This window comes from Sorangium sp. So ce302 (assembly GCF_051530145.1).
Taxonomy (GTDB): Bacteria; Myxococcota_A; Polyangia; order Polyangiales; family Polyangiaceae; genus Sorangium; species Sorangium cellulosum_B.
The window spans coordinates 11,802,179-11,827,599 of record NZ_CP150326.1; the positions used below are offsets into that span (position 1 = coordinate 11,802,179).

Here is a 25,421-nt window from a genome sequence, read left to right on the forward strand (position 1 = left end):
TCCGCGCGCCTCGGCCGCCGCTCAGCCGTCCGGCCGCGGGAGGGGGGTCGCCGCCGCCCAGCGCGCGACACAGCCCCGCTCCTCCTCGGTCATCTCCAGCATGTCCGCCACCATCCCGTCCAGGTGGCGCCGGGCGTCGGCCGGCAGGCCCGCGTTCGCCGGGCCGAGCTCCCGTCCGAGCGCGTCGAGCGCCGCGATCAGGGCGGCTCCCGCCGGCGGGGGCGCAGGGATCGCACGCAGGTGCGCAATCTTCACCTGCGGCATGCCCTCGCGCGCGTCCCGGTGACGCGTGTAATGCCACCAGCGGACGGGAGAGGAGTTGAGGTAACAGAGCAGCGCGAACTCGCTCCAGGTGGCGTCGGAGAAGCCGGCCAGGATCGAGTTGCGGAACGGGAGGCCGTCGCTCAGCGCGGCGATCGGATAGCGGGCGGTCTGGCGGATGAGGAGCCGCACCGCCTTCCAGTCCTCGTCCTTCCGGAAGCGGCCCTTCACGCCGGCGCGATCGACGTGGTGGCGCGGCGCGCGCGCGATCAGCTCGCCCACGTCGGCGCCCTCCCGGATGGGGCAGGTGTACGGCGGCTCCGGGGCGTTCGCGCGCCGGATGCGCTCGGCGTCCTCGGCCGTCGTCTGAAACCCGCGCTCGCCGAACAGGGCCGCCGGCAGCGGGGGCAGCGCGCCGAGCCGCTCGAGGAGCCGGCGGGACACGACGTCGAGATCCGAACGCGCGAGCGGCCACGAGGCGGCCTCCGCCGCCCGCGGGGCGGCGGGGGCGAGGCGGGTCGAGAGGAGGCCCATGCACGGCTGGAACACGCCGTCGAAGGCGTCGCTGCCGAAGCTCGGAAGATCGGAGTCCACGGCGCAGAGCGCGTCGTGCGCGCGGCGCGTCGGGCCGTATCCATCGAGATCCGACACCGACGTCGGGATGACGAGGCCGAGCCGCCCGCCCGGCCGCAGCAGCGACGCGGCCCGGTGCACGAACAGGCCGTGCAGCGAGCGGTAGCCGTGGAACGCCGGGTTCCTCCGGAGGTGGAGGTGGAAGACCTCGGGCGCGATCGGCTGCGCCGCGCGGCCGACGTAGGCGACCCAGGGCGGATTGCCGATCACGGCGTCGAAGCCCGGCTCGGGGCGATCGAAGACGCCGGGGAACGCGAGCTCCCAGTGCAGGAACCGGCGCTCCTCGGCGATACGCCGCGACAGCGCCGCCCGCGGATCGGCCGGCTCGCGCGCGGCGGCCATGTAGCGCGCGAACGTGGCTGGCGCCGGCGCCAGGGCCGCGAGCTCACCCGCCGGCGGCCAGAACCACAGGGCCATCCAGGCGTCGAGCGCCGCCTGATCCGCTCCCTCGGCGCCCTCGGGCCCGTCGCGGGGCGCTCCGTCGGCGCCCTCCGGCGGCGCGCCCTCCGGCCGCGGGGGCGCAGGAGCCTGCCGCAGCAGGGCCCGCCGCGTTTGCCGCTCCCCGGGGCCGCCCGGCAGCCGCGCGGCGGACGGGAAGCGGCCGACCTCCGCGCGCTCGGCGCCGATGAGGCTATCGCCGCAGCGGAGCTTGCCGTCGAGGAAGCTCAGCGGGAGGCGCGCGTCCTGCACGACGAGCCACAGCGATAGCCTGGCGAGGTCGACCGCGAGCGGGTCGAGGTCGACGCCGTGAAGACAGCGCTCCGCCACGAGCGCCATGGCGCGAGGGAGCGGCGGCTCGCCGGGGGCGAGGGGCGGCGCCGCGCCGGCGCGCTGCCATGCATCGACGAGGCGCGCGGCGAGCTGGCGGCATGCCTCCACCAGGAACGCGCCGGACCCCATCGCGGGATCACACACGGCGAGCGCGAGGGCATCCGCGGGCGCCGCCGGCCGGCCGTCCCTGTCGAGCAGCGGCGACAGCGTGCGCTCGACGACATGCGACGTGATCTCCCGCGGCGTGTAGTACGAGCCCGCGCGCCGCCGGAGCTGCCCCGGCTGGAGGTAGAGCGCGCCCCGCGCGATCCGGTCTGGCTGCCGCGGGGACGCGCGGCGCGCGAGCGCCTGCGACAGCTCGGCCACGCTGCCGGCCGCGGCGACGCGCGCGGCAGGCCGCGCGCCGAGCTTCAGGTCCGCCACCTCCTCGAGCCGCGCGAGCCGGTCACGGCCGGGGAGGGCGAGGAGCGCCTCCAGATCCACGACGACGTGCGACGGCAAGAGCGCCATCGACTCGCCCTCGGCGATCTCGAGGTCGAAGGCGAGGAGGCCCTCGTAAAGCGTGCCGAGGTGCTCGACCTCGAGCTCGCCGTAGCGCAACGGCACGCCGTCATGCACGAGGAGCGCCGAGAGCACCCTGTGGAGCGCGCCGTCGCTGAGCCACGGTCTCCCCTCCAGGAAGGGATGGGCGTCCGGATCGCAGAGGCCGCCGCGCGCGCCCCCGGGGCCGCGATCGCGGAGCGCGCGGAAGAGCGCCGCGATCCTCGCCCACGCGCCGTGGCGGCGCTCGAGGTCGTCTCCCTGCCGTCGCCGTTCTTCCTGGAGATCCTCGAAGAGCCGGGCGAGCGGCGCGCCGCCGCCTTCCACGCCGGCGAGCAGGCCGCGCGCCTCGGCGTAGAGGAGGAAGATGAGCCGCATCAACGCGGACACGAGGCCGGCGCGGAGGCGCCGCCGCCCTTCGGCGGAGCCGGCGCACGCGACGTCGCCGCCCTGCGGATCCGCCGCCTGAAAGCCGCGGAGGACCTCGCCGAGCGCGCCCTGCGCCTGCTCGCGGAGCTGCCGCGCCACGCCGTCGGCGGACGGCGCGGATCCATCGAGGGACGCGCCCGCTCGCTTCGCGGCGCCGCGCGGGGCGAAGGCGCCGCCCCGTTCACGGTCGCGGCCCAGGGCGGCGCTGAGCTGAGGGCATTCCGAGGACACGAAGGTTCCGCAACAGCATTGCGGATGGGACGGGGTGCAGGCAAGCGCCCCGGCGCGGCGTCGCGCCGGCCCGCGCCGGGCGCGCCGCCGCGCGAACCGCCGCGGCGGGAGGAACGCCGAGAGAAGACCTCCATGTCCTGACCCCTTCCGGCGGTCTCGGCGCTTGCCGGTGTCGCTCCTCGCGCCGCGCGGCGCCCTGGAGAGGAGTCCTTCCTCGCCTGGAGGTCCTCACCCAGCACGGTTTACCGAGATCCTCGTGAAAGCATCTCTCACACGCGGCCCCATCGAGGTACGGTTCGTGCCGCATGCTCGAGAATGAGTCCTGAGCTGTTCGAACCATACGCACTCGCTCATTCACGCAATTCACGCTCTGGCTCGGTGGCGCGGCGCGGCGCCCTGCTCGCCGCGCTCCTGCTCGGGATCTCGGCGTGCCACGACGCCGGCGAGACGCCGGTGCAGGAGCCCACCGGCGCGGTCACGGGCGGGATTGACCTCTATTCCGGCATTCCCCAGGACGGCATCATCCTCGGGGAGCCGAGCGCGCCGATCACGCTTGTCGAGTTCTCGGATCTGCGTTGCTCGCATTGCCGGGATTACGGGATCGAGATCTTGCCGGTGATCCTCGAACGCCATGTGAGGACGAAGCAGGTGAAGCTCGTATTCCGGAATCTCGCGTTCCTCGGTCCGAGTTCCGTGCAGGCCGCGCGCATGGCTGCCGCGGTCGGGATGCAGGATCGGCTCTTTGATTTCGTCGACCGCTTCTTCCGGCTCCAGGCGCGCGAGCGCCCGGCGATCACGGACGAGCTCCTGTTGCGCGTCGCCTCCGAGGTGCCGGGCGTGGACGCAGAGCAGGCGATGGCGCAGCGCGACAGCCCGGAGGTCGTGCAGCAGCTCGAGGCCGCGCGGGCCGAGGCGGCGGCTCTCCAGGTCCGGGGCGTGCCGGCGCTGTTCCTGATCCGGGAGGGGCAGGAGCCCCTCCGGCTCCGCCTCACCTCGATGTCGCCGGAGCCGATCTCCCGCGCGATAGAGCAGATCATGCTCGAACCGCAGCCGCCCGGGTGAACCGCCGCGACCGCCGCGACCGCCCGGGTGAACCGCCGCGACGGCCGCGACCGCCGCGCCGAGCGCCGGCGCCTCGCGCGCTTTTTGGTACGCTCACGCGGGGATGACCGCATCGCCGCTCGTGTTCCCTCCCCGCCCCCCCTCGCTGCGCGGCCGTCGCCGCGAGCTCGCGACGCTCCTGGCGACGGTTCGCGCGTCACGCCCGACCCGCGTCGCGCTCGTCGGCACCGGCGGCAGCGGCAAGTCGACGCTCGCGTGCGCGCTCGGGCACAAGCTCGCGCGCGAGCTCCCCGGCGGGATCCACTGGTTCCGGGTCGGCGCATGGGACGCGCGCACGCTGCGCGGCATGCTGTCGCTCCGCTTCGGGGCAGGGCCGTCGCCGTCGCTGCCTGCGCTGCGGAGCCGCCTGCGGGCGCTCGGGGAGATGCTGATCGTGCTCGACAACCACGAGCACGACCGCGCCGTCGCCGAGCTGCTCGACGACCTCCGCGACGAGGCGGTGACCTGGGTCATCACGGCGCGGCGCTGCCTCGTCGCCGGCGTCTCCATCTTTCCGGTCATCGCGCCGCTCGTGACGTCGGGGCGGAGCCCCTTCCCTGCGGTCGCCTCGCTGACCCGCCTGCTCCGCTGGAACCCGGTCTCCCTGGAGCTCGCCGACGCGATCGTCGGCAGCGGCGCGGCCGACGTCGCCGAGCTCCACCGGTGGCTCGTGGCGGGCGGCGTCGACCGCGTGCGGGTCATCGATCACGAGGACGACCTCCCCGAGGTCGGCCTGCTCGTCGCGTGGGCTTTCCGCGGGCTCTCGCCGCCGGCGCGGCGGATGCTCGCGGTGCTGGCGCACTCGAACGGCGACCACATCGACGAGGGCTCCCTCGCCGAGCTCGCGCGGGCCGGGCGGCGCGCCGGCGACGCGCTGGCCTCGCTGCGCCGCTTCCGGCTGGTGCAGGAGCCGTTCGCGGGCCGCTTCGCGCTGCACGCGACGGTGCGCCACGCCGTGCTGAAGCGCACGCAGATGGATCAGCGTCGCTTCTTCGAGCACTACATGGCGCTCCTCGAGCGCTCTCCGGAGCGGCTCGACCTCGAGCAGACCCACCTGTTCGCGGCCATGGACTTCGCGCACGACGCCGGGAGCGTCGCGGCCGCGCTCCGCGTGAACGATCTGCTGTCGCGGCTCTCGCTCTGACAGCGGCGCCGGCTCCGGGAGCCCGGTGCGAGCGCGAGCGTGGATGGGCGCGCGCTCGCCGCTCCTCCCTGCTCGACCCCGCTCGACGTCAGGTCACCGCGGCGCTTCCGGGCCCCCCACGTGCTGGCGGCAGAGCTCGACGAGGCGCTTCAGCACCCACTGCCCCGCGGGCCCCTGCACGAGGCCTGGCCTGTGGACCACGGCGAGCGGCAGGACGTGCTCGTCGTCCCCCCACGCCGCCGGCCAGATCCGGACCAGGCGCCCGGCGTTGAGGTCGTCGCGGATCATGTGCTCTGGCAGGTTCCCCCAGCCGAGCCCCGCGCACAGGAGCTCTCGCTTGGTCTGGAGATCCACGACGCGCCAGGTGCGGGGGGACAGGACGGCCTGCTCCGGCGAGCGCGCTCCGCCGCGCTCGCTCAGCACGATCTGCACGTGCTCTCGCAGCTGCTCGGTCGCGACGCGCGCGCCGCGCGGATCGGCGGCGGCGAGCGGGTGTGTCCTGCCGACGACAGGCACCATGCGCACCGAGGTGAGGTGCTGGCGCTCGAGCCCCTGGGCCGTCGCCGTCGGCCCCACGACGCCGAGCTGGCATGTCCCGTCGAGGACGCGATCGGCGACGGCGGCCATGGTCTCGGTGTGGACGACGAGCTCCACGGTGGGGTAGACGCGCGCGAACTCGACGCAGAGATCGACGAGCGCGGACAGCGGAAAAATGGCGTCGACGCACAGCGAGACGAGCGGGTCGAGGCCACCGGCGAGCCGCTGCGCCGCGCTGCTGAGGGCGTCCGCGTCGGCGCACACCCGCCGCGCGGCGCCGAGCAGGACGCGGCCGTGCTCCGTGAGCGCCGGGATCCTCGTCGACCGGTCCCAGAGGGCGATCCCGAGCTGGCTCTCCAGGTTGGCCATCGCGTGGCTCACGGCCGACTGGACGCGCCGGAGCTTCCTTGCCGCGGCCGAGAAGCTGCCCTCGTCGGCGACCGCGATGAACGTGCGCAGCTGCTCGAGCGTGATGGAGTCGTGCACCGCGCATCACCATGCCACGGCGCGCCGCGGCGCGGTCATAGGGTGAGCGCGCGCGCCCGCCAGAGGCCGCGGGCCCTTTGCGCTGGTGAGGTCCCTGAAAGCGGCGCGGCGGCCAGGACAGGCGAGGAGCGTCTTTCCAAGGGGTCTACCCTCCAGCGGGCCGCGTCGTCCGCGGGAAGGTAGACCCCTTTTTCTCACGCTCCTCGCCTGCCCCGGCCGCCGGCCGCGCGCTCAGCCGAGCGCGCTCGTCACAGCCTGAAGCAGGCCGACCCGCCCGTCAAAGCGGCGGGTTGGCGTTCTTCACGCACTCCACGAAGTACTCGTGGAACCAGGCGCCCGCCTCCGGCGCCCGCTGATCTGCGTCCTCGTAACCGCAGAAGGCGTCGAAGCGCGCCGCGCTCTTGTCGGCGGTGCCGTCGGAGTCACCCGGCGGCTTGACCCAGTAGAAGGCGTCGAGGTTCGTCGCGCCGCCCGGGTTGGCCTGGGGCCGCTGGCCCATGCCTGCGCCGATGTTGTTGCACCAGTAACCCCAGTCCGCCCGGATGTTGCCGACGCCGTTGCGGCTGGTGTCGATGATGAAGTGCTTGTCGCCGAGGCCCTCGGCCGAGAGCGCCGAGGCCATGGCATCGACGTAGTCGAACTCGCCGTAGCAGGGGTTGCTCTGCTGATCGTAGCTCTCCGAGCTGTAGCTGAGCTGCGTGTAGTTCGCGACGTTGGTCGCAAAGCCGCGGATGCTCTTCGGGCTGCCGGCGGCCTTGATGACGTCAGCGAAGATCTTGGCGCCCTTCTTCTGGTTGTCCGGCCAGCCGAGCCAGCCCGAGTGCGCCGCGTCGATGTACTGGTACACGTGCGGCATATCGAGCTCCTTGAGCGCGTGCGCGACGTTCTCCCGGTACGCCGTCTCCGTCTCCGGGGTGCAGTCCTTCGAGCCCAGGTTCGTCGCGAGGTTGGGGAGCGAATCGGGCTCGATGATCGCGACGATGCGCTGGTCCGGGTGAGCGGCGAAGATCTGCTTGATCGGGGCGATGAACTCGTTCCTGTACCGCTCGACGCCGCCGTTCTCGACCCGGAGCTCGCCGTTCGACGCCTCGGCGAAGCAGTCGCGGTTCGGCAGGTCGTACACGACGATGACCGACGTGACCGGCTTGCAGGTCTCGTTCTGGAGCTTGAGCGCCGCGTCGAGGTGGGCCGCGAGACCGTCGACCGCCGCGATCCTGTCGAGCCAGAACGCGGTGGAGATCTGCTTGACCTTCTCCATCTTCGCCTTCAGGGCCGTATCCGTCTCCTTCGCGATCGACGAGTCGACCTTGGCGATGTAACCGGGGTCCACGAACAGCGTCGTGTTCGCGAACGGGTTGCCGTTCGGCGCCGTGATGTCGACCGCAGGGGAGCAGTTGCCGCCCGACACGGCCGAGGTGGCCGTCGGGTCGACGGCGCCGGTGCTCGTCGGGGTGCCCGCGCCGCTGGTGGTCGTCGGGTCGACGGCGCCGGTGCTCGTCGGGGTGCCCGCGCCCACGCCGCTGCTCGTCGGGGTGCCCGCGCCCACGCCGCTGCTCGTCGGGGTGCCCGCGCCCACGCCGGTGGTGTTGCCGCCCCCGCCCGACCCGCTCCCGCTCCCGCTCGTGTCACCGCCCCCGCCGTCCCCGCACGCCGTGAGCGCGAGGATGACCGCAACCGACGTTGCCAACCCCAGCTGATGCGCATTCCTTCTCAGCATATTAAGCCTTTCATTACTTCAACGAAGAAACAGGCCAATTCAACGCGTCAAATAGCGGGCCGAATTTAGACCAAAGGCCTCTCTCGGGCAAGGACAAACGACGGCTATCCCACGCCAGAGCGGCTACATCGTAGTACGTTGTACAGGTATTTTTTCACGCAAGCTAGAACAACCGACACCTCTCGACCCGCGTCACGCGTGCGTCCTACCCGCGCGCGGCCGCGCGAACTTGCCGCGGTTCTGCAAGGGGAGAACGCACCGGCCACGGGGCCACGGGGGCGTGCGCCGTCCATCCAACGCAACGCGCAATCACCACGACTCGCAGTTTGGGAGCGCGGCTGGGTCCGGATGTGACACGGCAGACGAATAGAAGAGTTTCAGTTCTATTTCCAAGCTTGTCAGTGGCGACAAACTCCGCCTCTCCGAGCGATAACACACACCAGGGTTTCTGCTCGGAGCTCTGCGCCTGGCGTCATGCGAGGTGGCGACGCACGGCGCCATGGCGCGTCCGATCTCGAGGGGCGGAGTACGCCGCTCGCCGGCGGCGTGCGCGTGGACCTTCTCCCCGGCCGAAACGCATGACGTCGTGACAGCGAGCGAGATCGCAAGCCGTCCGGCGCGTGCCGCCGGGTGCCGTCGCAGCGCGTTGCCGTCATCGGGCCGTCACGGAGGGCTTTCTGGCCGACCGCCGCCGATCGGTTAGGCTTCCGTCCCCCTTCGTGCAGAGTTGCCCATGCGCTTCGCGGTCTTCTCGCTGATCCTCGCCCTCGTCCTCGGCGTCCTGGGGCTGTACGTGCACCGGCGCGCCTCCAGGCTGCTCGGCCTGGGTGTGCGCGCCCGGCGCGCGCTGGCGTGCCTGTTGGCCGCCGGCATCATCGCCATGATCTCCGCGCGGTTCGGGCGCGGCGCGCTGCCCGACGGCGTGCTCCGCGGGATGGGGCTCGGCGGGAGCACGCTCTCGCTGGGCGTCTTGATCTCCGCGGTCCTGCTCGCCGTCGTGGACCTCGGTCGGCTGATCGCGCGGCTCGGGCGCGCCGCGCTCGGGCGCGCGACGGCCGCCGCGCTCGCGGACGGCGGGACGGCCCGCGCTGCCGGCTCCGCGCCCAGCCCCGCGGAGCGAGGGACGCAGGAGGACGGCGGCCCCGCGGCCCTGCCGCCCCCGCCGCCGGTCGAGCGGCCGACGCTCGCCCGCCGCGACTTCCTCGCGACAGGGGCCGCTGGCTCCGCCTTCCTCATCGGCGGCGGCAGCGCTGTGTATGGCGCGCTGCTCGGGCGACACGACTACATCATCGAAGAGATCGCCATCCCGATACCGGGCCTGCCGCGGAGCCTGGACGGGTTCACCATCGTGCAGCTGTCCGACATCCACCTCGGGCTGTTCGTGGGCGAGCCGGAGATGCGCGCCGCCGAGGATCTCGTGCGCGAGGCCCGCGGCGATCTCGTCGTGATGACGGGTGATCTCGTCGATTTCGATCCGAGGTACGCCGAGCACCTCGGGCGCCTCACGCGGAGGCTCGGCCCGCTCGCCCGGCATGGCGTCGCGGCGATCCCGGGCAACCACGACCACTTCGCCGGCATCGACGCGGCGCTGGGCGCGCTGGAGCGCGGCGGCGCCCGGGTGCTGAGCAACCGCGGGTGCGTCGTGGGTGGGCCCGGCGGCTCCTTCGCGCTGCTCGGCGTCGACGATGTGTGGGCGCGAGGGCGAGTCCCCGGCGGCGGTCCGGACCTCGGCCGCGCGATCGCGGACGTGCCCCGCGATCTGCCGCGCGTGCTGCTCTGCCACAACCCCGTGTTCTTCCCGGACGCAGCCGGAGAGGTCGCCCTGCAGCTCAGCGGCCACACCCACGGAGGCCAGATCAACCTCCTCGTGCGGCCCGCCGATCTGGTGCTCCCCCACGGCTACGTCGCCGGGCTCTACCAGCGTGGCGGTTCGCATCTCTACATCAACCGCGGCTTCGGCACCGCCGGGCCGCCCGCCCGCGTCGGAGCGCCGCCCGAGGTGAGCCGTATCGTCCTCGTCGCCGCCTGACGTCACGCCCGACGCGGTCCCCGTCGAGCTCGCATGGCGCCGGCGAGCGGACGGCCGAGCCCGGCGTCGATCTGCGGAGAGCCGCCGCGATCTCCCGGGCGCTCGAGGGTCTCCGGGAGTGGCGTGTTCTCCGGTTCTTGATTCCCGTGCTGAGGGTGTTCACCCTCCGATGTGCGATGAGCGCAACACGTGCGGCCCGTAGGACACGCGCGAACCGTGAGCCACGCGCGATGCGCGCGGCAGGTGCGGCACGTCGACACGCGCTGACCGCCCCGGGCCCCCGGCGGGCGCTCCTCCTCGGGATCGCGCTCGCGGTCGGCGCCGAGGGGTGCGCGCGAGCGCCGCTCGCCGCGCCGCTCGGCCGTGTCGGCCGCAGCGATCCGCCCGCCGCCCGGCAGGAGCGCGGGCGCGGGTTGGAGAGCGCACCTCGGCCTGCGCCAGCGCCTCCGCCGTCCGCGGACGAGCCCGAGCTCATCGAGCTCGAGGTCCCGGACTTCGGCCCTGCGGTGGTCGTGACGCCGCGAGGCAAGGGGCCGCGGCCCCTGCTCGTGGTCGCGCACGGCGCGGGCGATCGGCCCGAATGGCACTGCGACATCTGGCGCGGGATCGTGAGGGGGGCCGGGTTCGTGCTCTGCCCGCGCGGCAAGCCGATCGACGTCCGGGCGCCGGACGCCGGGCGGATCTTCTACTACCCGGACCATCACGCGCTGAGCCGCGAGGTCGCCGCGGCGGTCTCGGCGCTGTCGGCGCGCTTCGGGGATCGGGTGGATCTCCGCGACCCGATCTATGCGGGGTACTCGCAGGGGGCGATCATGGGCGCGCTGCTCCTGCCCGGGCATCCCGCCCGCTTCGCGCGGGCGGCGCTGATCGAGGGTGGATACGGCAGCTTCGACGAGTGGACGCCCGGCGCCGCCCGGCGCTTTCGCGGCGGCGGCGGGGCGCGGGTGCTGCTCGCGTGCGGGCGGGCCGACTGCGCGGCGCAGGCGCGCAGGACGCGGGAGGTGCTCGAGCGCGGCGGCGTCACGGCGCGCGTCGTCCACGCCGTGGGCGCCGGCCACAGCTATGGCGGCCTGATGGAACGCGCGCTCCACGAGGCGTACCCGTGGGTCGTCGAGGGCGATCCCCGCTGGCTCGACGGCGGGCCCGCGCCGACCGGCGAGGCCGCGCCGCCCGCGGACGTTTCCGCGCCGACCGGCAAGGCCGGCGCCCGCTCAGCAGGACGCGGCGGCGATGCTGCGCGCGCGCTCGGCCAGCCCCTGGACGACGGAGTGGAAGCTCCGCAGCTGCCTCACCTTGCCCTCGCCGAAGCGCCGCTCGATGCCGCGCCGGAGCGCCGGCACCCTGGCGGTCCCGCCCGTGCAGCACACGACGTCGATGCCGTCGAACGACAGGCCCGCGTCCGCCACCGTCCGGTCGAGCGCGCCGAGGATGGCGTCGATCTGCCGCTCGCTCCCGGCCTCGAACTCCTCCCGGGCGATGCGCTCGCGGATGTGCATCGACGGGTAATCGAAGCGGAACTCCGTGGCCGCCTCGCCGGACAGCGCGCACTTGCTGCGCTCGATCTCCTCGAAGAGCCGGAATGCCAGCGAGTCCTCCACGAGGCAGAGCAGGTGGTCCATGCGCTGCCGATCCTCCGGCCCGAGGGACCACGCCTTCACGTCGCGGAGGAAGGTGAGGACGTCGCGGTGCTGGAGCACCGTCATGTCGGCCGGTGAGCAGAGCTTCTCGGCGATGGATCGCGGCATGGTCAGCTGGTTCGAGCCGAGCGGGACGCGGTAGGTGACCTCCGCGCCGAAGTGGCGGGCGATCTTGTGGCGCATGAGGCTGCCGTCGAGCGCGTCCCCCGCGACCGAGACGCCGCCGAGCGACAGCACGTCGGACGGCGAGAACCCCTCCGGCCGCATCCGGACGATCGTGTAATCGGACGTCCCGCCGCCGAAATCGGCGACGAGGACGACGGCCCCGCGGTCGAGCTCCAGGTGAAAGTCGTGCGCGGCGGCGACCGGCTCGGGGCAGAACGAGACCTCGCGGAAGCCCGCGATGCGCGCCGCCCGCTCGAGGCGCTCCTCCGCGAGCCGATCGTCGGCCGGTTCGGCCGAGAACTTCGCCGGCCTGCCCAGCACGACGCGCGCGACGTCGGCGTCGAAGTGGCGGTTCGCCTGCTCGCGCATCTCCCGGAGGAAGCGGCCGATCAGGTCCTCGATGGTCACGACCCGGTGCCCGATCTGCGTGCCGGAGAAGCTGCGATCGGGGAGGTATTTCTTGATCGAGCGGATGAAGCGGCCCTGCATGCCGTTCGCGACGAAGTCGCTGATCGCCGCCGCGCCGCAGGAGAACCGCTCCTGCCCGAAGAACAAGAGGCTCCGGAGGACGGTCGGATCGGCCGCCGCGGCGTCGAGCGGGATGGGCGGGCAGGTCGCCTCCGCGCTGGCCGCCGAGAGCAGCGAGTTGGAGGTACCGAAATCGACGGCATACACCTCGGGCCTGAATCGTGCGGACATGATCTCGCCTCCTCGTGGGGTGCTTCGCGGGCACGCGGATCTGGCCGAGAGAGCCACCTATTTACAAGCTATCGAATGCATGACAGAATGGTGACGGGCTCGCCGGATGAGCAGAATTTGCTGGCCCGCCCGCGCCGCTACGACACGCGGGTCACGCGCCGCAGCGCCACGGTGAGCGCGACGAGCGCGATCAGGGTCGGCACGGCGATCACGCCGACGTCGACCCAGCCGAGCCACTCGGCCGGGTCGAGGCCCAGGGTGGGGATCGGCAGCGCGAACGCGTTGTACGCGGCGGCGCCGAGCGCGAGGACGCCGCACGAGACGAACAGCCACACGAGCGCGCCCAGGAGGCCGTGGCCGAGGCGCTCCATGGCCGGCGCGCTCCGCCAGCGGCCGACGAGGACCCGGAGGGTGGCGACGAAGGCGATGAAGGCCAGCGCTCCCGCGGCGCCCGCGGCGAGGAGGACCTCGCTCTGGCTGAGCGCCCGCCGCTCGGTGATGCCGTAGACCCTGCGGAGGACCATCGCGGCGCTGGTGAAGACGGCCGCGCCCGCGGCGAGGCTCACGGCGATGGACAGCAGCGACGCGACGGGGCGAGCGCGCCGCGCCTTGCGCGTCACGTCGTCCGCGCTCTGGCCCTGGGCGTTCGGGATGACGACCGTGGCCCGCTCGTCGTTCGGGGCGCCGTCGGTCACCGCGACGCCCACGCCGAGCGCGCGGGAAGGCGCGAGCGGATCCTGCAGATCGAAGTCTGCGAGCAGGCGATCGAGCTCCTGGGCGGACGGCGGCCGGTCCTCGCGCGCCCGGGCCATGGCGCGCTGGATCAGCGCCTCGAGCCCCTCGGGGATGGTCTTGTCGATGTCGCGCGGGCGCCGAGGATCTTCGGTGAGCAGGCGGAGCATGGTCCGCGTCGGCTCCTCCTCGGGGAAGGGCCGCTCGCCGGTCAGCATGCGGTACAGCACGGCGCCGACCGCGTAGATGTCCGCGCGCGAGTCGACGTCGGCCGAGCCGCGCGCCTGCTCCGGCGCCATGTACTGGGGCGTGCCGACCACCGAGCCGGTGCGCGTGAGGTCGGCGCCGTCGAGCACCTTGGCGACCCCGAAATCGAGGATCTTCACGTGGACGCTGCCCCCTTCGCGCCGGACGAGGAACAGGTTCGACGGCTTGAGGTCGCGGTGGACGACGCCGGTCGCGTGGGCCGCGGCCAGGCCGCGGCAGACCTGGCGCGAGATCGTGATGGCGGTGGGGAGCGGCAGCTTGCCGACCTGGTCGAGGAGGCCGCCGAGGTCCTCGCCCTTGAGCAGCTCGGTCACCATGCACGGGCGCCCGTCCTTGAGGCGGACGATGTCGACGACGTCGATCACGTGCTCGTTGCCCACGCGCGCGATCGTCTGCGCCTCGCGCTCGAAGCGCGCCATCGCCTCCCGGTGGCTGGCGAAGTGCTCGTGCGGCACCTTGACGGCGAAGCGCTTCGGCAGGCGGATGTGCTCGGCGACGTAGACGCGGCCCATGCCGCCGGCGCCGATCACGCCGGTGATGCAGAAGCTCCCCGCGAGCAGCTCGCCGACCATCGGGTCGGTCGCGGTCACGCCCTGGAGCTCCAGGGCCGTCGCGTCGATGGGGCAGACGAGGAAGTCGAGCGGGTACCGGACGCCGCACACGGGACAGCGTCGGGTGGGCCTCTCCGGGGGTACCTGCTGCCGTGCCTGGTCCGGGGCGGCTTGCCTGGCTAGGTCGGCCATCGACGGCGAGTCTAATCGAGAAGCGGGTTCCGGGCGCGACGGATCGGCCCCGGGCCGACGCAGGGCGACGCCCGCCGGCTGCCGCGCGGCGGCCTGGCGGCGTCCGCGGCGCGTCCCGGTGTCACCCGGGCATGGGCTGGAGGCCCACCTGGCCGGGCCTCGTCACGTCGATGCCCACCCGTGGGGAGCTGTCGCCTTCGCTGGCTGCGCCGATGGGCGGGTCGTCCCGGACCAGCGAGCGACAGCGGAGCTCCGTGCCCACACGACACGCGCCGCGATCTGCGCGTGTTCCGAGGGGACCTGATCTCCGTGAAAGTGGAAGTCTTCAACAACCTCCCTGTTCTCCTCCTGAGGGCATCCTGGCTCGCGGACACCGGTGGACACGCAACCTCACGACGTCCGTTCGAGCCGGCAAGAAGGGGAATCGCGACACGGAGGACGGGTATCGAGCAGGCCACCTCGGAGCTCAGGCAGGGCCCGAGCCCTCTGCGGGCGCGGCTTCACCGCGCGCATAATGTGACGGACGCGACGGACGCGACGGACGCGACGAAGGAAGCTTGAGGAGCGAGCGTTGTGCGGATGGGCCCGCTGGGGTATAGCGAGCTTCGATGGCATCTTATCACGGCGCCCCGACCGACGTCGCCTCGGTCCTTCGCCAGGTTCGCAGGCCCAGGCGGGCGGTCGTCACCGCAGGCATGCCCTACGCCAACGGGATGTTGCACCTTGGGCACCTCGCGGGGGCGCACGTCCCTGCGGACATCCACGCGCGGTGGCTGGGCCTGGTCATCGGCCGCGAGAACGTCCTCTTCGTCTGCGGCACCGATGATCACGGCTCCGCCAGCCAGATCGCGGCGCGGCAGGCCGGTGTGTCGATACGCGAGTTCATCGACGGCATCCACGAGAAGCAGCGCGCGAGCCTCCGGCGGTATGACATCGATCTCGACGTCTACTCGGGGACCTCGCGGCCGGAGTGCCTCCCGATTCAGCAGGAGCTCGCGCACCGCTTCCTGAGGCGCCTGCACGAGAACGGCCTGCTGGAGAAGCGCACGAGCAGCCAGTGGTTCGATCCGGAGCTCCAGTGCTTCCTCCCCGACCGCTTCGTGCGCGGGCGCTGCCCCAACCCGAAGTGCGACAACGGGGACGCGTACAGCGATGAGTGCGATCGCTGCGGTCACCAGCACTCGCCCTCACAGCTCGGCAGTCCGCGCAGCGCGCTCAGCGACGCCACGCCGGTGATGCGCGACACCGCGCACTGGTGGCTCGACATGTGGGCCGTGTCCGAGGCGCTCCGGGGCTGGATCCAGGGCAAGCAGGGCGCGTGGCGCCCGGCGGTGCTCGCGGACGTGCTGAACACCGTGATGCCTTCGCTCCGCTTCGAGGCCGACCTCGCCCCGACGTACAAGGAGATCAAGGCGTCGCTGCCGAAGCACAAGGCGAAGTTCACGCAGGATCGCAAGGTCCTGCTGCAGCTCGGCAGCAAGCCGGAGATGGAGGAGGCGCGCGCCGCCCTTTCGCGCCATGGCGTCCCCAGCGAGCCCGTCGAGGACTGGGCTCACCGCGCCATCACCCGCGACGTCGCCTGGGGGCTCTCCTTGCCGGTGGATCTCGATCCGGAGCTCTGCGGCAAGACGCTCTATGTCTGGCCCGACTCGCTGATCGCGCCCATCGCCTTCTCGCAGGTCGCGCTCGCCCGGAGGGGCGTCGATCCGGCCCGGTACGTGGACTTCTGGTGCGATCCGGAGGCCAGGATCTACCAGTTCCTCGGCCAGGATAACGTCTTCTTCTACGTGCTCATGCAGGGCGCGATGTGGCTCGGTACGCAGCCCGATCCGCGCCGGCTGCCGGCGGCCGGCGAGCTGCAGCTCACCGACGTCCTCGGGTGCTTCCACCTGCTCGTCGGGGGCGAGAAGATGAGCAAGTCGCGCGGAAACTTCTTCACCGCCGATCAGCTCCTCGACGAGAAGGGGTATTCAGCGGACCAGATCCGTTATTATCTGGCGCTGCTCGGCCTCGCGGAGAAGCCGTCGAACTTCGATTTCGCCAAGCTCGACGAGCGCAACCGGTTCCTCGCCGGGCCGCTCAACGCGGCGTTCGAGCGGCCGATCTCCGCGGCGCACTCGAAGTTCGATGGGCGCGTGCCCCACGGCGCGCTGCTCGACAAGGTCGTCTCGGACACCCTGCGCATCGTCCAGCGCTACGTGCGCGCGATGGATCGCGCCGACTACCCGACGCTGCTCTTCGAGATCGAGAACTACGCGCGCGTCATCAACAGCCTCTTCGCGCAGTTCAAGCCGCACGACGATCGGCACCCGGAGGAGGGCCGCCGCGACGCCCTCTTCTCCTCGTTCTACGTGCTCAAGAACCTGATGATCATGCTCTACCCGTTCGTCCCGACCACGATGGATCGGCTGCGGGAGTCGCTCCGGCTCCCACCGGAGGTCTTCCGCCTCGAGGAGCTCGGCACCCCCATCCCCGCCGGGCACGCCATCGGTCCCAAGCAGGTCTACTTCGCGCCGGTACCGCAGGAGTAGCGGCGCGAGAGGTCAGGGAGCCATCGCCACGCCTACCTGCACGATCCGGTCTCGATCGAGCGCGGGCGCACCGAGGTGTTCTGGATGCTGTTCGGGTCGGTCACCGCGACCTCGCGACCCCAGCCGGTGAGCCCCGCGAAGGTCCCGTTGGTCGTCATGTCGAACGGCCCGTCGCTCTGACAGTCGCTGTTCTTGACGGCGCCCCACGACCAGGCGAGCCACCCCACCTCGAGCTCGACGCTCCTGGCCAGGAGCGCCTTGTAATCGAACGGATGCTTGCCGCACTCGTACACGGCGTGCTGCGCGAACTCACCGACCATCAAAGGCAGGTTCAGCGCCACGGACTCCTGCAGCTCTTTCGTGATCGTGGCCCCGCTGCCGTCCGTCCACCACATGTGGACGCTGAGCAGGATGTTCGGGTCGTGCTTCACGAGCGCGGGGCCGACGGCCTGCAGCTGGTCGATGTTCTGCCCCCACTTGGAGGCGTCGATCACGAGCGGGACCGTGATGCCGGCGCCGCGCATCCGGGTGATGGCCTGCTTGTAGCCCGCCTCCCACGCCGCGTTGTCCACCTGGTCCCCGACCTCGTTGCCGATGTTGACGAGCAAATTCTGCTCGTGCTTCTTGATCACGGCGACGACATCCGCTCTCGTCCAGTAGTCGACGAGGCTCGGCAGGAGATCCCATTTCCCCGTGGCGTCGTGGAGCTCGACGATCGGAATGAGCTTCTGCGCGAGCGCGTTCGTGATGGCCTGATCGAGGCCCGCCGCGGACTCCGTGGCGAGCCAGACGATCCGCACCGCGTTGGCGCCGGTCTTCGCGATCTCCGCGAACTCCGGCAGGCCGTCGGGCCCCGACGACAGCCACACGACCATCTCGTTGATGCCCCGGAGCAGCACCTTCTCTCCGCAGCGGTCGTAGAGGAAGCGGCCGCGCACCGAGAACCCCGTCGACTCCTGGTCACCCCCGCCGGCGCCCGCGCCCGAGGTGGCGCCGCCAGCGCCGGACGTGGCGCCGCTGCTCGAGGCGGCGCCGCCGGCGCCGGACGTGGCGCCGCTGCCCGAGCTGGCACCGCTGCCCGAGGCGGCGCCGCCGGCGCCGGACGTGGCGCCGCTGCTCGACGTGGTGCCATCGGCGCCGGACGTGGCTCCGGTGGCCCCCCCGCCCGCGCCCGATGCGCCGCCACCCGCTCCGGTCGTCTCTTGCCCCGAGCCCTGAGGGTCGTCCGAGTCGTCTCCGCATCCCGCGGAGAGGCCCAGCGCCATGAGGGCTGCTCCGGTCCAACCAGCCAAAGACCCGTGAAGAACGCGCATCGTGATCTCCTTCTGCCTCTCCCCTGATTGCACCTGGCGACGTCCGGCTTCGACCCTGCGTGACCGCACGGTGAACCCTTCTCGTTCTGCAGGTCGAACAGGTCCTGCACGCCACGCAGCGGCGCGGGCAGCGCGCCAATGACGCCCTGCATGGCCAGGCCTGGGAGGAACCCGCGGCGAGGAGAGGACCTATTCCGTCCGCGGGCCCACGAGAATGAAGAAACCAAGAAACCGCGGACCGGGGCTCACAAACGACGCCTACGACATGGCCCGAGGCACGCGGGAAGCGCGGACAGGAAACCACTTAATCGGTTCATTGTCCAGCGCCTCGATGGGCGCCACGGGGCCGAGATGTCCGAGGGGCGAGCGCGCTTCGAAGCTTGTGGGGACGGCCACATGCGTGCGCTGGCCGCCGCTTGGATTAACCGGTAAATGTTTCACTGCAGCGTCGAGCGCGGCATGGGAGATCTCATGGCGCGATGCGCTGTCACGAGACAACGCGCCGGGGGCGCTTCGCGCGTTCAGGCGGCGCGCGGGCGCACGCCGTAGCCGGCCGCGCGCACGGCCTCGACGAGGGCGGGAACGGGCGCGCTCGCCGGATCGTGCTGCACCACGACGGTGCCCTCGCGCAGGCGCACGTCGACCTTGGCCACGCCGCCGAGCTCGCGAAGCGCGCTGTCGATGTGGCGGACGCAGGACGGGCAGCTCATCCCGTCCACCTGGAGCATGGTCTCTTTCATGGCGTCTTCCTTTCGGCGACCCGCGGGCCGCTCACCTTCGGAGACGCAGCCATCGGGGTTCATTACACCCCGAGCAGCGGCGGGTCTGCTATGGAGGACCGCGAGGCGCTCGCGTCGCGCACCCATGGTAGAAGGGGCCCCTGGAGGACAATCCGCGGACCGCCATCGCTCTGGCCGAGGCTCCGCCGCTGCCCGGTGAATCGGATGGCTCGCTCGACCCGAATGCTTCGCGCGCTCCGCTCCGCGGTCTCGGCCGACGCGCGGCGACCGCTCGCCGGAGAGCGGATCGAGGGTGCGCCGGGCCCCAGAGCGAGGAGCGGCGCGGCTATCTCCAGGACCTGGAAGGGTTGGCCACCCGGGCGGGAACAGGAGAACAGGCGTCGCCGCCACGCCAGAGCGGCCAGTCGCCACGGCAGCGGGTCGAGAGACGCTCGACATCCCGGCCGAACCCGTTCACAATGGGTTCAGATTTGAAATTGATTTTCAAAATCTGGCAGGACCCATGGTTTCCAGCGTTCCTCCCCAACTTGACGTGACCTTCCCCGAGGTGGACTCGGCCGGCCGCGTGGCCGGCTCGGATACCCCGGCGCACGCCGGCGCCGCAGCTCCCGCGGGTCCGCTCTCGGAGGTGCGCGCCGGTGAGCGCGTGATCGTGGTCGAGGTCGGCCTCGACGCCGAGCTCGCCGGGTGGCTCGGCGCGATGGGGCTCGGCCCCGGCCAGACGCTCACGTCGATCCGGCGCGCGGCGTTCGGCGGCCCGCTCCACGTGCGCACCGGGTCGGGCGGGGAGCTCGCGATCAACGCGTCGCTCGCGCGCTCGATCCTGGTGGCGCCCCTGCCCTCGCAGAGGCGGGTCGGATGACCGCCTCGCTCGACTTCACAGGCACAGGCACGGGCACGGAGCGCCTCCCGGCGTCGGCAGAGCGGCCGCTCATCGCGCTGCTCGGGCGGCCGAACTCCGGCAAATCGTCGCTGTTCAACCGGCTGACCGGCGGCAGCGCGCACGTCGGCAACTTCCCGGGGATCACGGTCGACATCCTCACGGCCGACGTCCGCCTCGCGGGCGGGGCCGTCGCGACGATCGCGGATCTCCCCGGGCTCTACTCGATCGAGGCCGTCGTCGATCCGGCGACGGACGAGGGCGTCGCGCGCCGCTTCCTCGACCGCACCGGCGAGGGCGAGCGGCCGCGCCTCGTCGTCCAGGTGGTGGACGCCACGCAGCTCGCGCTCGGCCTGCGGCTCACGCGCGAGCTCGTGCGGCGCGGGCTCGCCCCGCTCGTCGTCGCCACGCAGCGCGACGTGCTCGAGGGCGAGGGGCGCGGGCTCGACGTCGGCGCCCTAGAGCGCGCCATCGGCCTGCCCGTGCTGCTCGTGAGCGCGAGGGACCCGGCCGCGCGGGGCGTGGTGCTCGACGCGGCGGCCGCGCGGCTCGACGCGATCGCGTCGGGCGCCGTGGAGCCCCCTGGCGCCGCGGCGTGGGATCCGGATGAGGTCGCGCGCGCCGCGTACGTCGAGCCGCCGCGCCGCGACGCCGCCGCGGAGCGACGGAGGACGTTCACCGCGCGCGCGGACGCCGTGCTGCTCCACCCGGCGGCCGGCCCGGTGCTGTTCCTCGGGCTCATGGCGCTCCTGTTCGCCGCCGTGTTCCTCGTGGCCACCCCGGTCACCGAGGCGCTCGACGCGGCGATCGGTGAGCTCGGCAGCCTCGTGTCCCGCGCCCTCGGCGGGGGGCTCGCCGCCTCGTTCGTCGTCGACGGCCTGCTCGGCGGGGCGGGGACGGTGCTCGCCTTCATGCCGCAGATCGTGATCCTCACGATCGCCATGGAGCTGCTCGAGGCGAGCGGGTACCTCGCGCGCGGCGCCTTCCTCGTCGACCGCCTGCTCCAGCTGATGGGGCTGAGCGGCCGGGCGTTCCTCCCGCTGCTGATGGGGCACGCGTGCGCGGTGCCCGCCGTGCACGCCACGCGCATCCTGCGCGACCCGCGCGAGCGGCTCACGGCGATCCTCGTCCTGCCGCTCATGGCCTGCTCGGCGCGGATCCCGACCTACGCGCTCCTCCTGACGACCTTCTTCGCGGCCCACGGCGCCTGGGTGCAGGCGCTGCTCTTCGTCGCGCTCTACGTCTCCGGCATCTTCTCCGGGCTCGTCGCCTCGCTCTTGCTACGGCGCACGGCGACCCGCGGGCGCTCGCTCCCGATGGTGCTCGAGATGCCGGCGTACCGCAGCCCCGAGCCGCGGCTCGTGGTCCGCAAGGCGGGCCAGGCGGCGTGGCGGTTCACGCGCGACGTCGGGACCGTGATCCTCGCCGTCTCGGCCGTGCTGTGGGTGCTCTTGAAGGTCCCCATGCCGGGCGCCGCGCCGCACGAGCCTCCGGCCGCCGCGGCCGAGAGCGCGGCGACATCGCTCGAGGCGACGTCGCTCGAGGCGAGCATCGCCGGCAGCGTGGGGCGCGCGCTCGAGCCGGTGACCGCGCCGCTCGGGTTCGACTGGCGCATCAACGTCGGCCTCATCGGCTCGTTCGGCGCGCGCGAGGTCATGGTCGGGACGATGGGGGTCATCTTCGGCGTCGAGGACGCCGACGACGAGCCCGCGCCGCTCGCCGAGCAGATCCGCGAGGCGAGGCGCCCGGACGGGGCGCTCGCGTACTCGTCGCGCACCGGGCTCGCGCTGCTCGCGTTCTTCGTCCTGGCCTGCCAGTGCATGAGCACCGTGGCGGCGATCCGGCGCGAGACGAAGTCGTGGCGCTGGCCCGCGTTCGTCCTCGCCTACACTTACGCGGCGGCGTACGTCGCGGCGCTCGTCGTCTACCAGGGGAGCGGGCTGCTCGGGATGCCGTGAGGCCGGCGCCGCGGAGGGAGGGCGCGCGCCGGCGCTCCTGGCCCTGGCGAGCAGGAACAGATCGGCATCCGAGGAAGTCATGCCGAGGGACCTGACCGCGTCGACCCTTCAGGCGGCGCGCCTCTCGTGCAACAATGGGTCGATTCCGGTGGGGATCACGTTATCGGCAGAAGAGATCGAGGCGTCGATCGGCCGCGACGAGGAGGTCGCCTGCACGGCCTCTCTCAGCCCATGCGCTCGCCGCGAGGTTTACCCGGCGCCGGGCGAGCTCATGGCGCGCGCGGCGCCCCGCATCGCGCGCGTGGCCGATCTCGACGAGCTCGCTGCGCTCCTGCTCGACCAGGCGATGGAGCTCGGCGCTCGCGCTGCCTACTTGCTTCTGACCTCCGAGGACACCGGCGAGCTCGGGCTCCATTCCCACCGCCACGTGCCCGCCGACATCCGCCTCTGCCTCGCGCGGGTGGCGCGGGGCGCGCCGCTGCTCGATGAATGGGCGGCGAGCTCGGGTCGGGTTCAGGTGATGAGCGATGCGCGCTCGCTCGATCCGGGTCCGTCCATGACGCGAGAGCTCTGCGCGCGGACCGACGCACAGAGCGCGGTCTCGATGCCCCTCCGCGTCCGCGATCGCTGCCTTGGCGTCCTCTCGTTTTGCCTGTCCCGCCCTTACCCTTGCGCCGACGTCGATCTCGGCGCGCTCGCCGCGCTCTTCGCGATCGGCCTGGACAGCGCCCTCGCGCGCGAGGGGAGCGCGCGTACCTCAGACCGCGTGGCGCAGGAGCTCCGACGCGCGAGTCACCTGGAGAGGGCGCTCCGGGAGAGAGAGGAGCGCTTTCGGGCGATCTTCGACGGGGCCCTCCAGTTTGTCGGCCTGCTCTCGCCGGAGGGCATCGTCCTGGAGAACAACCGCACCGCTCTCGAGTTCTGCGGGGCCACGGAGGCAGAGACGATCGGCCGGCCGTTCTGGGAGCTGACGGGGTGGCGCCCCGAGCACAGGGAGCGCATCCGCGCCGCCGTCGCCGAGGCCGCGGCGGGCCGGCTCGTGCGGGACGAGATCGACGTGATCGGCGCTACCGGGCGGCGCTGGATCGATTTCTCCATCAAGCCCATCACCGACGACCGTGGCAGGGTCGTGATGCTCATCCCCGAGGGGCGCGACATGACCGAGCGCAAGCAGATGGAGCAGGCGCTCCGCGAGAGCGAGGAGCGCTTCCGGCTCACCTTCGAGAACGCGCCCATCGGCATGGCCATCGTCGGGCTCGGTGGAGGGTTCATCCGCGTCAACCGCGCCTACTGCGAGATCGTGGGCTACTCGGCGGAAGCGCTCTCGAAGCTCCGCTTCCAGGACATCACCCACCCCGACGACGTGGACACCGACGTTGGCCTGGTCGAGCAGCTGAGGCGCGGCGAGATCTCGCGCTATCAGCTCGCCAAACGTTATATCCACGAGGATGGAAGGGTCATCCCCGTCATCCTGCACGTGTCCGTCGTGCACGACGCGGACGGCGAGCCCATTCACTACATCGCCCAGGTGGAGGACGTGACGGCGCGCATGCAGGCCGAGGAGGAGCGGGAGCGCTTGCTCGCGCAGCTGGACGCCGAGCGGAGGACGCTGCAAACGGTCTTCGACAGCGCGCCCATCCCGCTCCTGCTCATCGATCGAAACGGCCCAGAGCGCCTGATCGCCAACCCGCACGGGCAAGATCTCACGGGGGGCGCGGAGGAGCGGAGTCAGTGCGTCGGTCGCGTGCGGCGCCCGGACGGCACCGCCTTGACGCTGGACGAGCTGCCGTCGAGCCGCGCGATGCGCGGCGAGACGATCACCGGGGAGGAGCTCATCGTCGCCAGGACGGACGGCTCGTGCCGGACATTCCTCGTCGCCGCCGCGCCGCTCCGCGACAGTGCGGGGATGATCACCGGGGCCATCGTCGCCGCCGAGGACATCAGCCCGTTGAAGGAGCTCGCGCGGATGCGCGAGGAGTGGACCAGCATCATCGCCCATGACCTGCGTCAGCCGATCACCACGATCGTCCTCAAGGCCACCATGCTCTCGAAGCAATCGCAGTCCAGCGACAAGGCACAGCACATCCTGGCCAGCGCGACGCAGCTCAACCGGATGATCGACGATCTGCTCGACGTCTCCCGCCTCGAGTCGCACCGGCTGGATCTCAAGCACGCCGAGGTCGATCTCCCGGCGCTCATCCGGGCGACGGTGGAGCGGACGGCGGACGCGATGAGGGGACATCGGGTCGACGTCGAGGTGCTGGACGGGGTCCCGCCGCTCCTGGCCGATCCCGGGCGCCTGGAGCAGGTGCTCACCAACCTGCTGTCCAACGCGGCCAAGTACGGCGCGCCCGAGACGCCGATCAGGATCGCGGTGGAGCGGCGGAGCGGCGCGGTGCTCGTGGCCATCGAGAACGAGGGGAATGGCATCGCGCCGGACGATGTGCCGAGGCTCTTCACCCGCTATTACCGGACGCGCGAGGCGAAGGCAGGAGGCGCCGCCGGGCTGGGCCTCGGGCTCTACATCGTGCGGGGGCTCGTCGAGGCCCACGGGGGGCGGATCTGGGCGGAGAGCGCGCCCGGGAAGACGACCTTCCAGTTCACGCTGCCGCTGCCGTAGCGACGAAGCGCGGACCTGACGCTCCGCCGTGCCGCTCGAGACAGCCATCAGGAGAGATCGCGACGGCCTGGTGCCTCTCCTTGACAAATGCCACTGAGTCGCACATTCTTTCCCTGTCGCGGCTCCCCGCCGATGGGAGCGATCTCGGGCGGAGGAGCGCGCCTTCCCAGGTACGGAGTCCATCCATCGCCGTCGCATCGAGCGACGACCGAGGCCTCGGCGCGGCCGTCGCGCACAGGGGCCCTCGCGCGCGGGCGCATCGCGGGAGGCCGCTTTGCAGCGACACCGATATCTCGGCGCGCCCGCGGTCGGATCGAGCGATCGGCGCGCCCACGGCCGTTGTCCGTCGGAGGATGCGGGGGAGGCGGCCCTCACAGGATCCACGAGAAACACCATGGAACACGACAAGGTCGCGCTCATCACGGGCGCAAACCACGGTATTGGGCTCGAGCTCACGCGTCGTCTGCTGTCGGAGGGCTTTCAGGTCATCGCGCTGAATCGCTCGGGTTTCCCCGAGGACGATCCGCTGATCCGGGAGGGCATCGAGCGCCGGAGGCTCCGTGTCCACAGCGCGGATCTGTCCGATTTCGAGGGCCTCAGGCGGGTGCTCGGCGCGATCAAGGCGAGCGAAGAGAAGATCGACGTGCTGTTCAACAACGCTGGCGGCAGCGTCCCGGAGCTGACCTTCTCCAGGCAAGGCCGAGAGCTGCACTTCGAGCTCCAGGCGGTGGTGCCGTATGTCATCGCGATGGAGCTCAGAGGGCTTCTGCGGAGAGGGGCCTTGAAGACGGTCGTGAACACCTCCTCCAATGCGTTCAAGATGACGAGGCGCTTCGACCCGGACGCCCTGGAGCGCCCGGCGTCGTTCAAGCAGCTCTTCGGTCCCTACGCGACCTCCAAGCTCGCGCTCTCCCTCTGGACGCGTGAGGTGGCGCCGCTGCTCGCGGGGGATGGGATCAAGATCCGGAGCGTGGATCCTGGGCCCAACAACACGCTGAGGAAGGGAAAGCGGTCGGGGCTGCCGTTTTACGTGGAGCCGCTGATGAGGTTCCTGTTCCCGCCCCCGAGCGAGGGGGCTTCGCGGCTTTACGAGGCGGCGTTCGGCGCGAACCGGGACCTCTCAGGCGTCTATTTGAAGAAGGACCGCGCGATGGATCTCCCGTTCCGAGAGCATGGCCCGAGGGTGCTGGAGAAGGTGCGATCCATCCACGAGCGGGAGTTCGCCGCCCGCTGAGGTTCTCGAGACAGCCGCGCCTC

The 25,421-nt window shown here is 72.0% G+C and carries 15 protein-coding genes; 8 read left to right on the forward strand and 7 right to left on the reverse strand.

The window, feature by feature from the left end; translation table 11 throughout:
• Positions 1-21: 21 nt before the first annotated feature.
• A complete protein-coding gene (locus WME73_RS44715; RefSeq protein ID WP_437913540.1) occupies positions 22-2,865 on the reverse strand; it encodes an Eco57I restriction-modification methylase domain-containing protein in 2,844 nt (947 codons plus the stop codon).
• Between the two features lie 315 nt (positions 2,866-3,180).
• Between WME73_RS44715 and WME73_RS44720 the strand changes: the two genes are divergently transcribed.
• Complete coding sequence (locus WME73_RS44720) at positions 3,181-3,927, forward strand: DsbA family protein (RefSeq protein ID WP_437742369.1); 747 nt, start codon at positions 3,181-3,183, stop codon at positions 3,925-3,927.
• A 103-nt stretch (positions 3,928-4,030) separates the two neighbouring features.
• A complete protein-coding gene (locus tag WME73_RS44725; protein ID WP_437295898.1) occupies positions 4,031-5,110 on the forward strand; it encodes a hypothetical protein in 1,080 nt (359 codons plus the stop codon).
• 93 nt (positions 5,111-5,203) lie between these two features.
• Here the strand turns inward: WME73_RS44725 and WME73_RS44730 are convergent, their stop codons facing one another.
• A complete protein-coding gene (locus WME73_RS44730; protein ID WP_437742371.1) occupies positions 5,204-6,133 on the reverse strand; it encodes a LysR family transcriptional regulator in 930 nt (309 codons plus the stop codon).
• Positions 6,134-6,410: 277 nt separating this feature from the next.
• On the reverse strand, positions 6,411-7,820 hold the full coding sequence (locus tag WME73_RS44735) for a glycoside hydrolase family 6 protein (RefSeq protein ID WP_437913541.1): 1,410 nt from the start codon (positions 7,818-7,820) through the stop codon (positions 6,411-6,413).
• 763 nt (positions 7,821-8,583) lie between these two features.
• Here WME73_RS44735 and WME73_RS44740 point away from each other — a divergent pair.
• The gene (locus tag WME73_RS44740) at positions 8,584-9,879 is read left to right on the forward strand and encodes a metallophosphoesterase (protein ID WP_437913542.1); all 1,296 of its coding nucleotides are present in this window, start codon (positions 8,584-8,586) and stop codon (positions 9,877-9,879) included.
• A 1,211-nt stretch (positions 9,880-11,090) separates the two neighbouring features.
• On the opposite strand, the gene WME73_RS44745 is transcribed toward WME73_RS44740, so the two are convergent.
• The gene (locus WME73_RS44745; protein ID WP_437742374.1) at positions 11,091-12,380 is read right to left on the reverse strand and encodes an Hsp70 family protein; all 1,290 of its coding nucleotides are present in this window, start codon (positions 12,378-12,380) and stop codon (positions 11,091-11,093) included.
• 137 nt (positions 12,381-12,517) lie between these two features.
• Entirely contained in the window at positions 12,518-14,041 is a 1,524-nt protein-coding gene (locus WME73_RS44750) for a serine/threonine-protein kinase (protein WP_437742375.1), read from the reverse strand.
• A 689-nt stretch (positions 14,042-14,730) separates the two neighbouring features.
• On the opposite strand from WME73_RS44750, the gene WME73_RS44755 reads away from it, so the two are divergent.
• Positions 14,731-16,653 carry a methionine--tRNA ligase gene (locus WME73_RS44755; RefSeq protein WP_437913543.1) on the forward strand — a complete coding sequence of 641 codons (1,923 nt, stop codon included), beginning with the start codon at positions 14,731-14,733 and terminating at the stop codon, positions 16,651-16,653.
• A 32-nt stretch (positions 16,654-16,685) separates the two neighbouring features.
• Here the strand turns inward: WME73_RS44755 and WME73_RS44760 are convergent, their stop codons facing one another.
• Together WME73_RS44760 and WME73_RS44765 are read right to left on the reverse strand one after the other, a co-directional pair.
• A complete protein-coding gene (locus tag WME73_RS44760) occupies positions 16,686-17,918 on the reverse strand; it encodes a cellulase family glycosylhydrolase (RefSeq protein ID WP_437913544.1) in 1,233 nt (410 codons plus the stop codon).
• Positions 17,919-18,487: 569 nt separating this feature from the next.
• Complete coding sequence (locus WME73_RS44765) at positions 18,488-18,706, reverse strand: heavy-metal-associated domain-containing protein (protein ID WP_437742378.1); 219 nt, start codon at positions 18,704-18,706, stop codon at positions 18,488-18,490.
• A 502-nt stretch (positions 18,707-19,208) separates the two neighbouring features.
• Here WME73_RS44765 and WME73_RS44770 point away from each other — a divergent pair.
• The 4 genes from WME73_RS44770 to WME73_RS44785 all read left to right on the forward strand — a co-directional run bounded on the left by WME73_RS44770 (position 19,209) and on the right by WME73_RS44785 (position 25,398).
• Positions 19,209-19,568, forward strand: a complete 360-nt coding sequence (locus WME73_RS44770) for a FeoA family protein (protein WP_437913545.1) — start codon at positions 19,209-19,211, stop codon at positions 19,566-19,568.
• On the forward strand, positions 19,565-21,544 hold the full coding sequence (gene feoB, locus WME73_RS44775; protein WP_437854369.1) for a ferrous iron transporter B: 1,980 nt from the start codon (positions 19,565-19,567) through the stop codon (positions 21,542-21,544). Before WME73_RS44770 ends, feoB begins: the two co-directional genes overlap by 4 nt.
• A gap of 79 nt (positions 21,545-21,623) precedes the next feature.
• Positions 21,624-24,164: a PAS domain S-box protein gene (locus WME73_RS44780; protein ID WP_437913546.1), complete on the forward strand. Its 2,541-nt coding sequence runs from the start codon at positions 21,624-21,626 to the stop codon at positions 24,162-24,164.
• Positions 24,165-24,558: 394 nt separating this feature from the next.
• Positions 24,559-25,398, forward strand: a complete 840-nt coding sequence (locus WME73_RS44785; RefSeq protein WP_437913547.1) for an SDR family NAD(P)-dependent oxidoreductase — start codon at positions 24,559-24,561, stop codon at positions 25,396-25,398.
• Positions 25,399-25,421: the final 23 nt, after the last annotated feature.

Coding starts and splice junctions, on each gene's coding strand:
- WME73_RS44720 (WP_437742369.1), top strand. CDS start 3,181: ATGAGTCCTGAGCTGTTCGAACCATACGCACTCGCTCATTCACGCAAT.
- WME73_RS44725 (WP_437295898.1), top strand. CDS start 4,031: ATGACCGCATCGCCGCTCGTGTTCCCTCCCCGCCCCCCCTCGCTGCGC.
- WME73_RS44740 (WP_437913542.1), top strand. CDS start 8,584: ATGCGCTTCGCGGTCTTCTCGCTGATCCTCGCCCTCGTCCTCGGCGTC.
- WME73_RS44745 (WP_437742374.1), bottom strand. CDS start 12,380: ATGTCCGCACGATTCAGGCCCGAGGTGTATGCCGTCGATTTCGGTACC.
- WME73_RS44755 (WP_437913543.1), top strand. CDS start 14,731: ATGGCATCTTATCACGGCGCCCCGACCGACGTCGCCTCGGTCCTTCGC.
- WME73_RS44760 (WP_437913544.1), bottom strand. CDS start 17,918: ATGGCGCTGGGCCTCTCCGCGGGATGCGGAGACGACTCGGACGACCCT.
- WME73_RS44765 (WP_437742378.1), bottom strand. CDS start 18,706: ATGAAAGAGACCATGCTCCAGGTGGACGGGATGAGCTGCCCGTCCTGC.
- WME73_RS44770 (WP_437913545.1), top strand. CDS start 19,209: ATGGTTTCCAGCGTTCCTCCCCAACTTGACGTGACCTTCCCCGAGGTG.
- feoB (WP_437854369.1), top strand. CDS start 19,565: ATGACCGCCTCGCTCGACTTCACAGGCACAGGCACGGGCACGGAGCGC.
- WME73_RS44780 (WP_437913546.1), top strand. CDS start 21,624: ATGCCGAGGGACCTGACCGCGTCGACCCTTCAGGCGGCGCGCCTCTCG.
- WME73_RS44785 (WP_437913547.1), top strand. CDS start 24,559: ATGGAACACGACAAGGTCGCGCTCATCACGGGCGCAAACCACGGTATT.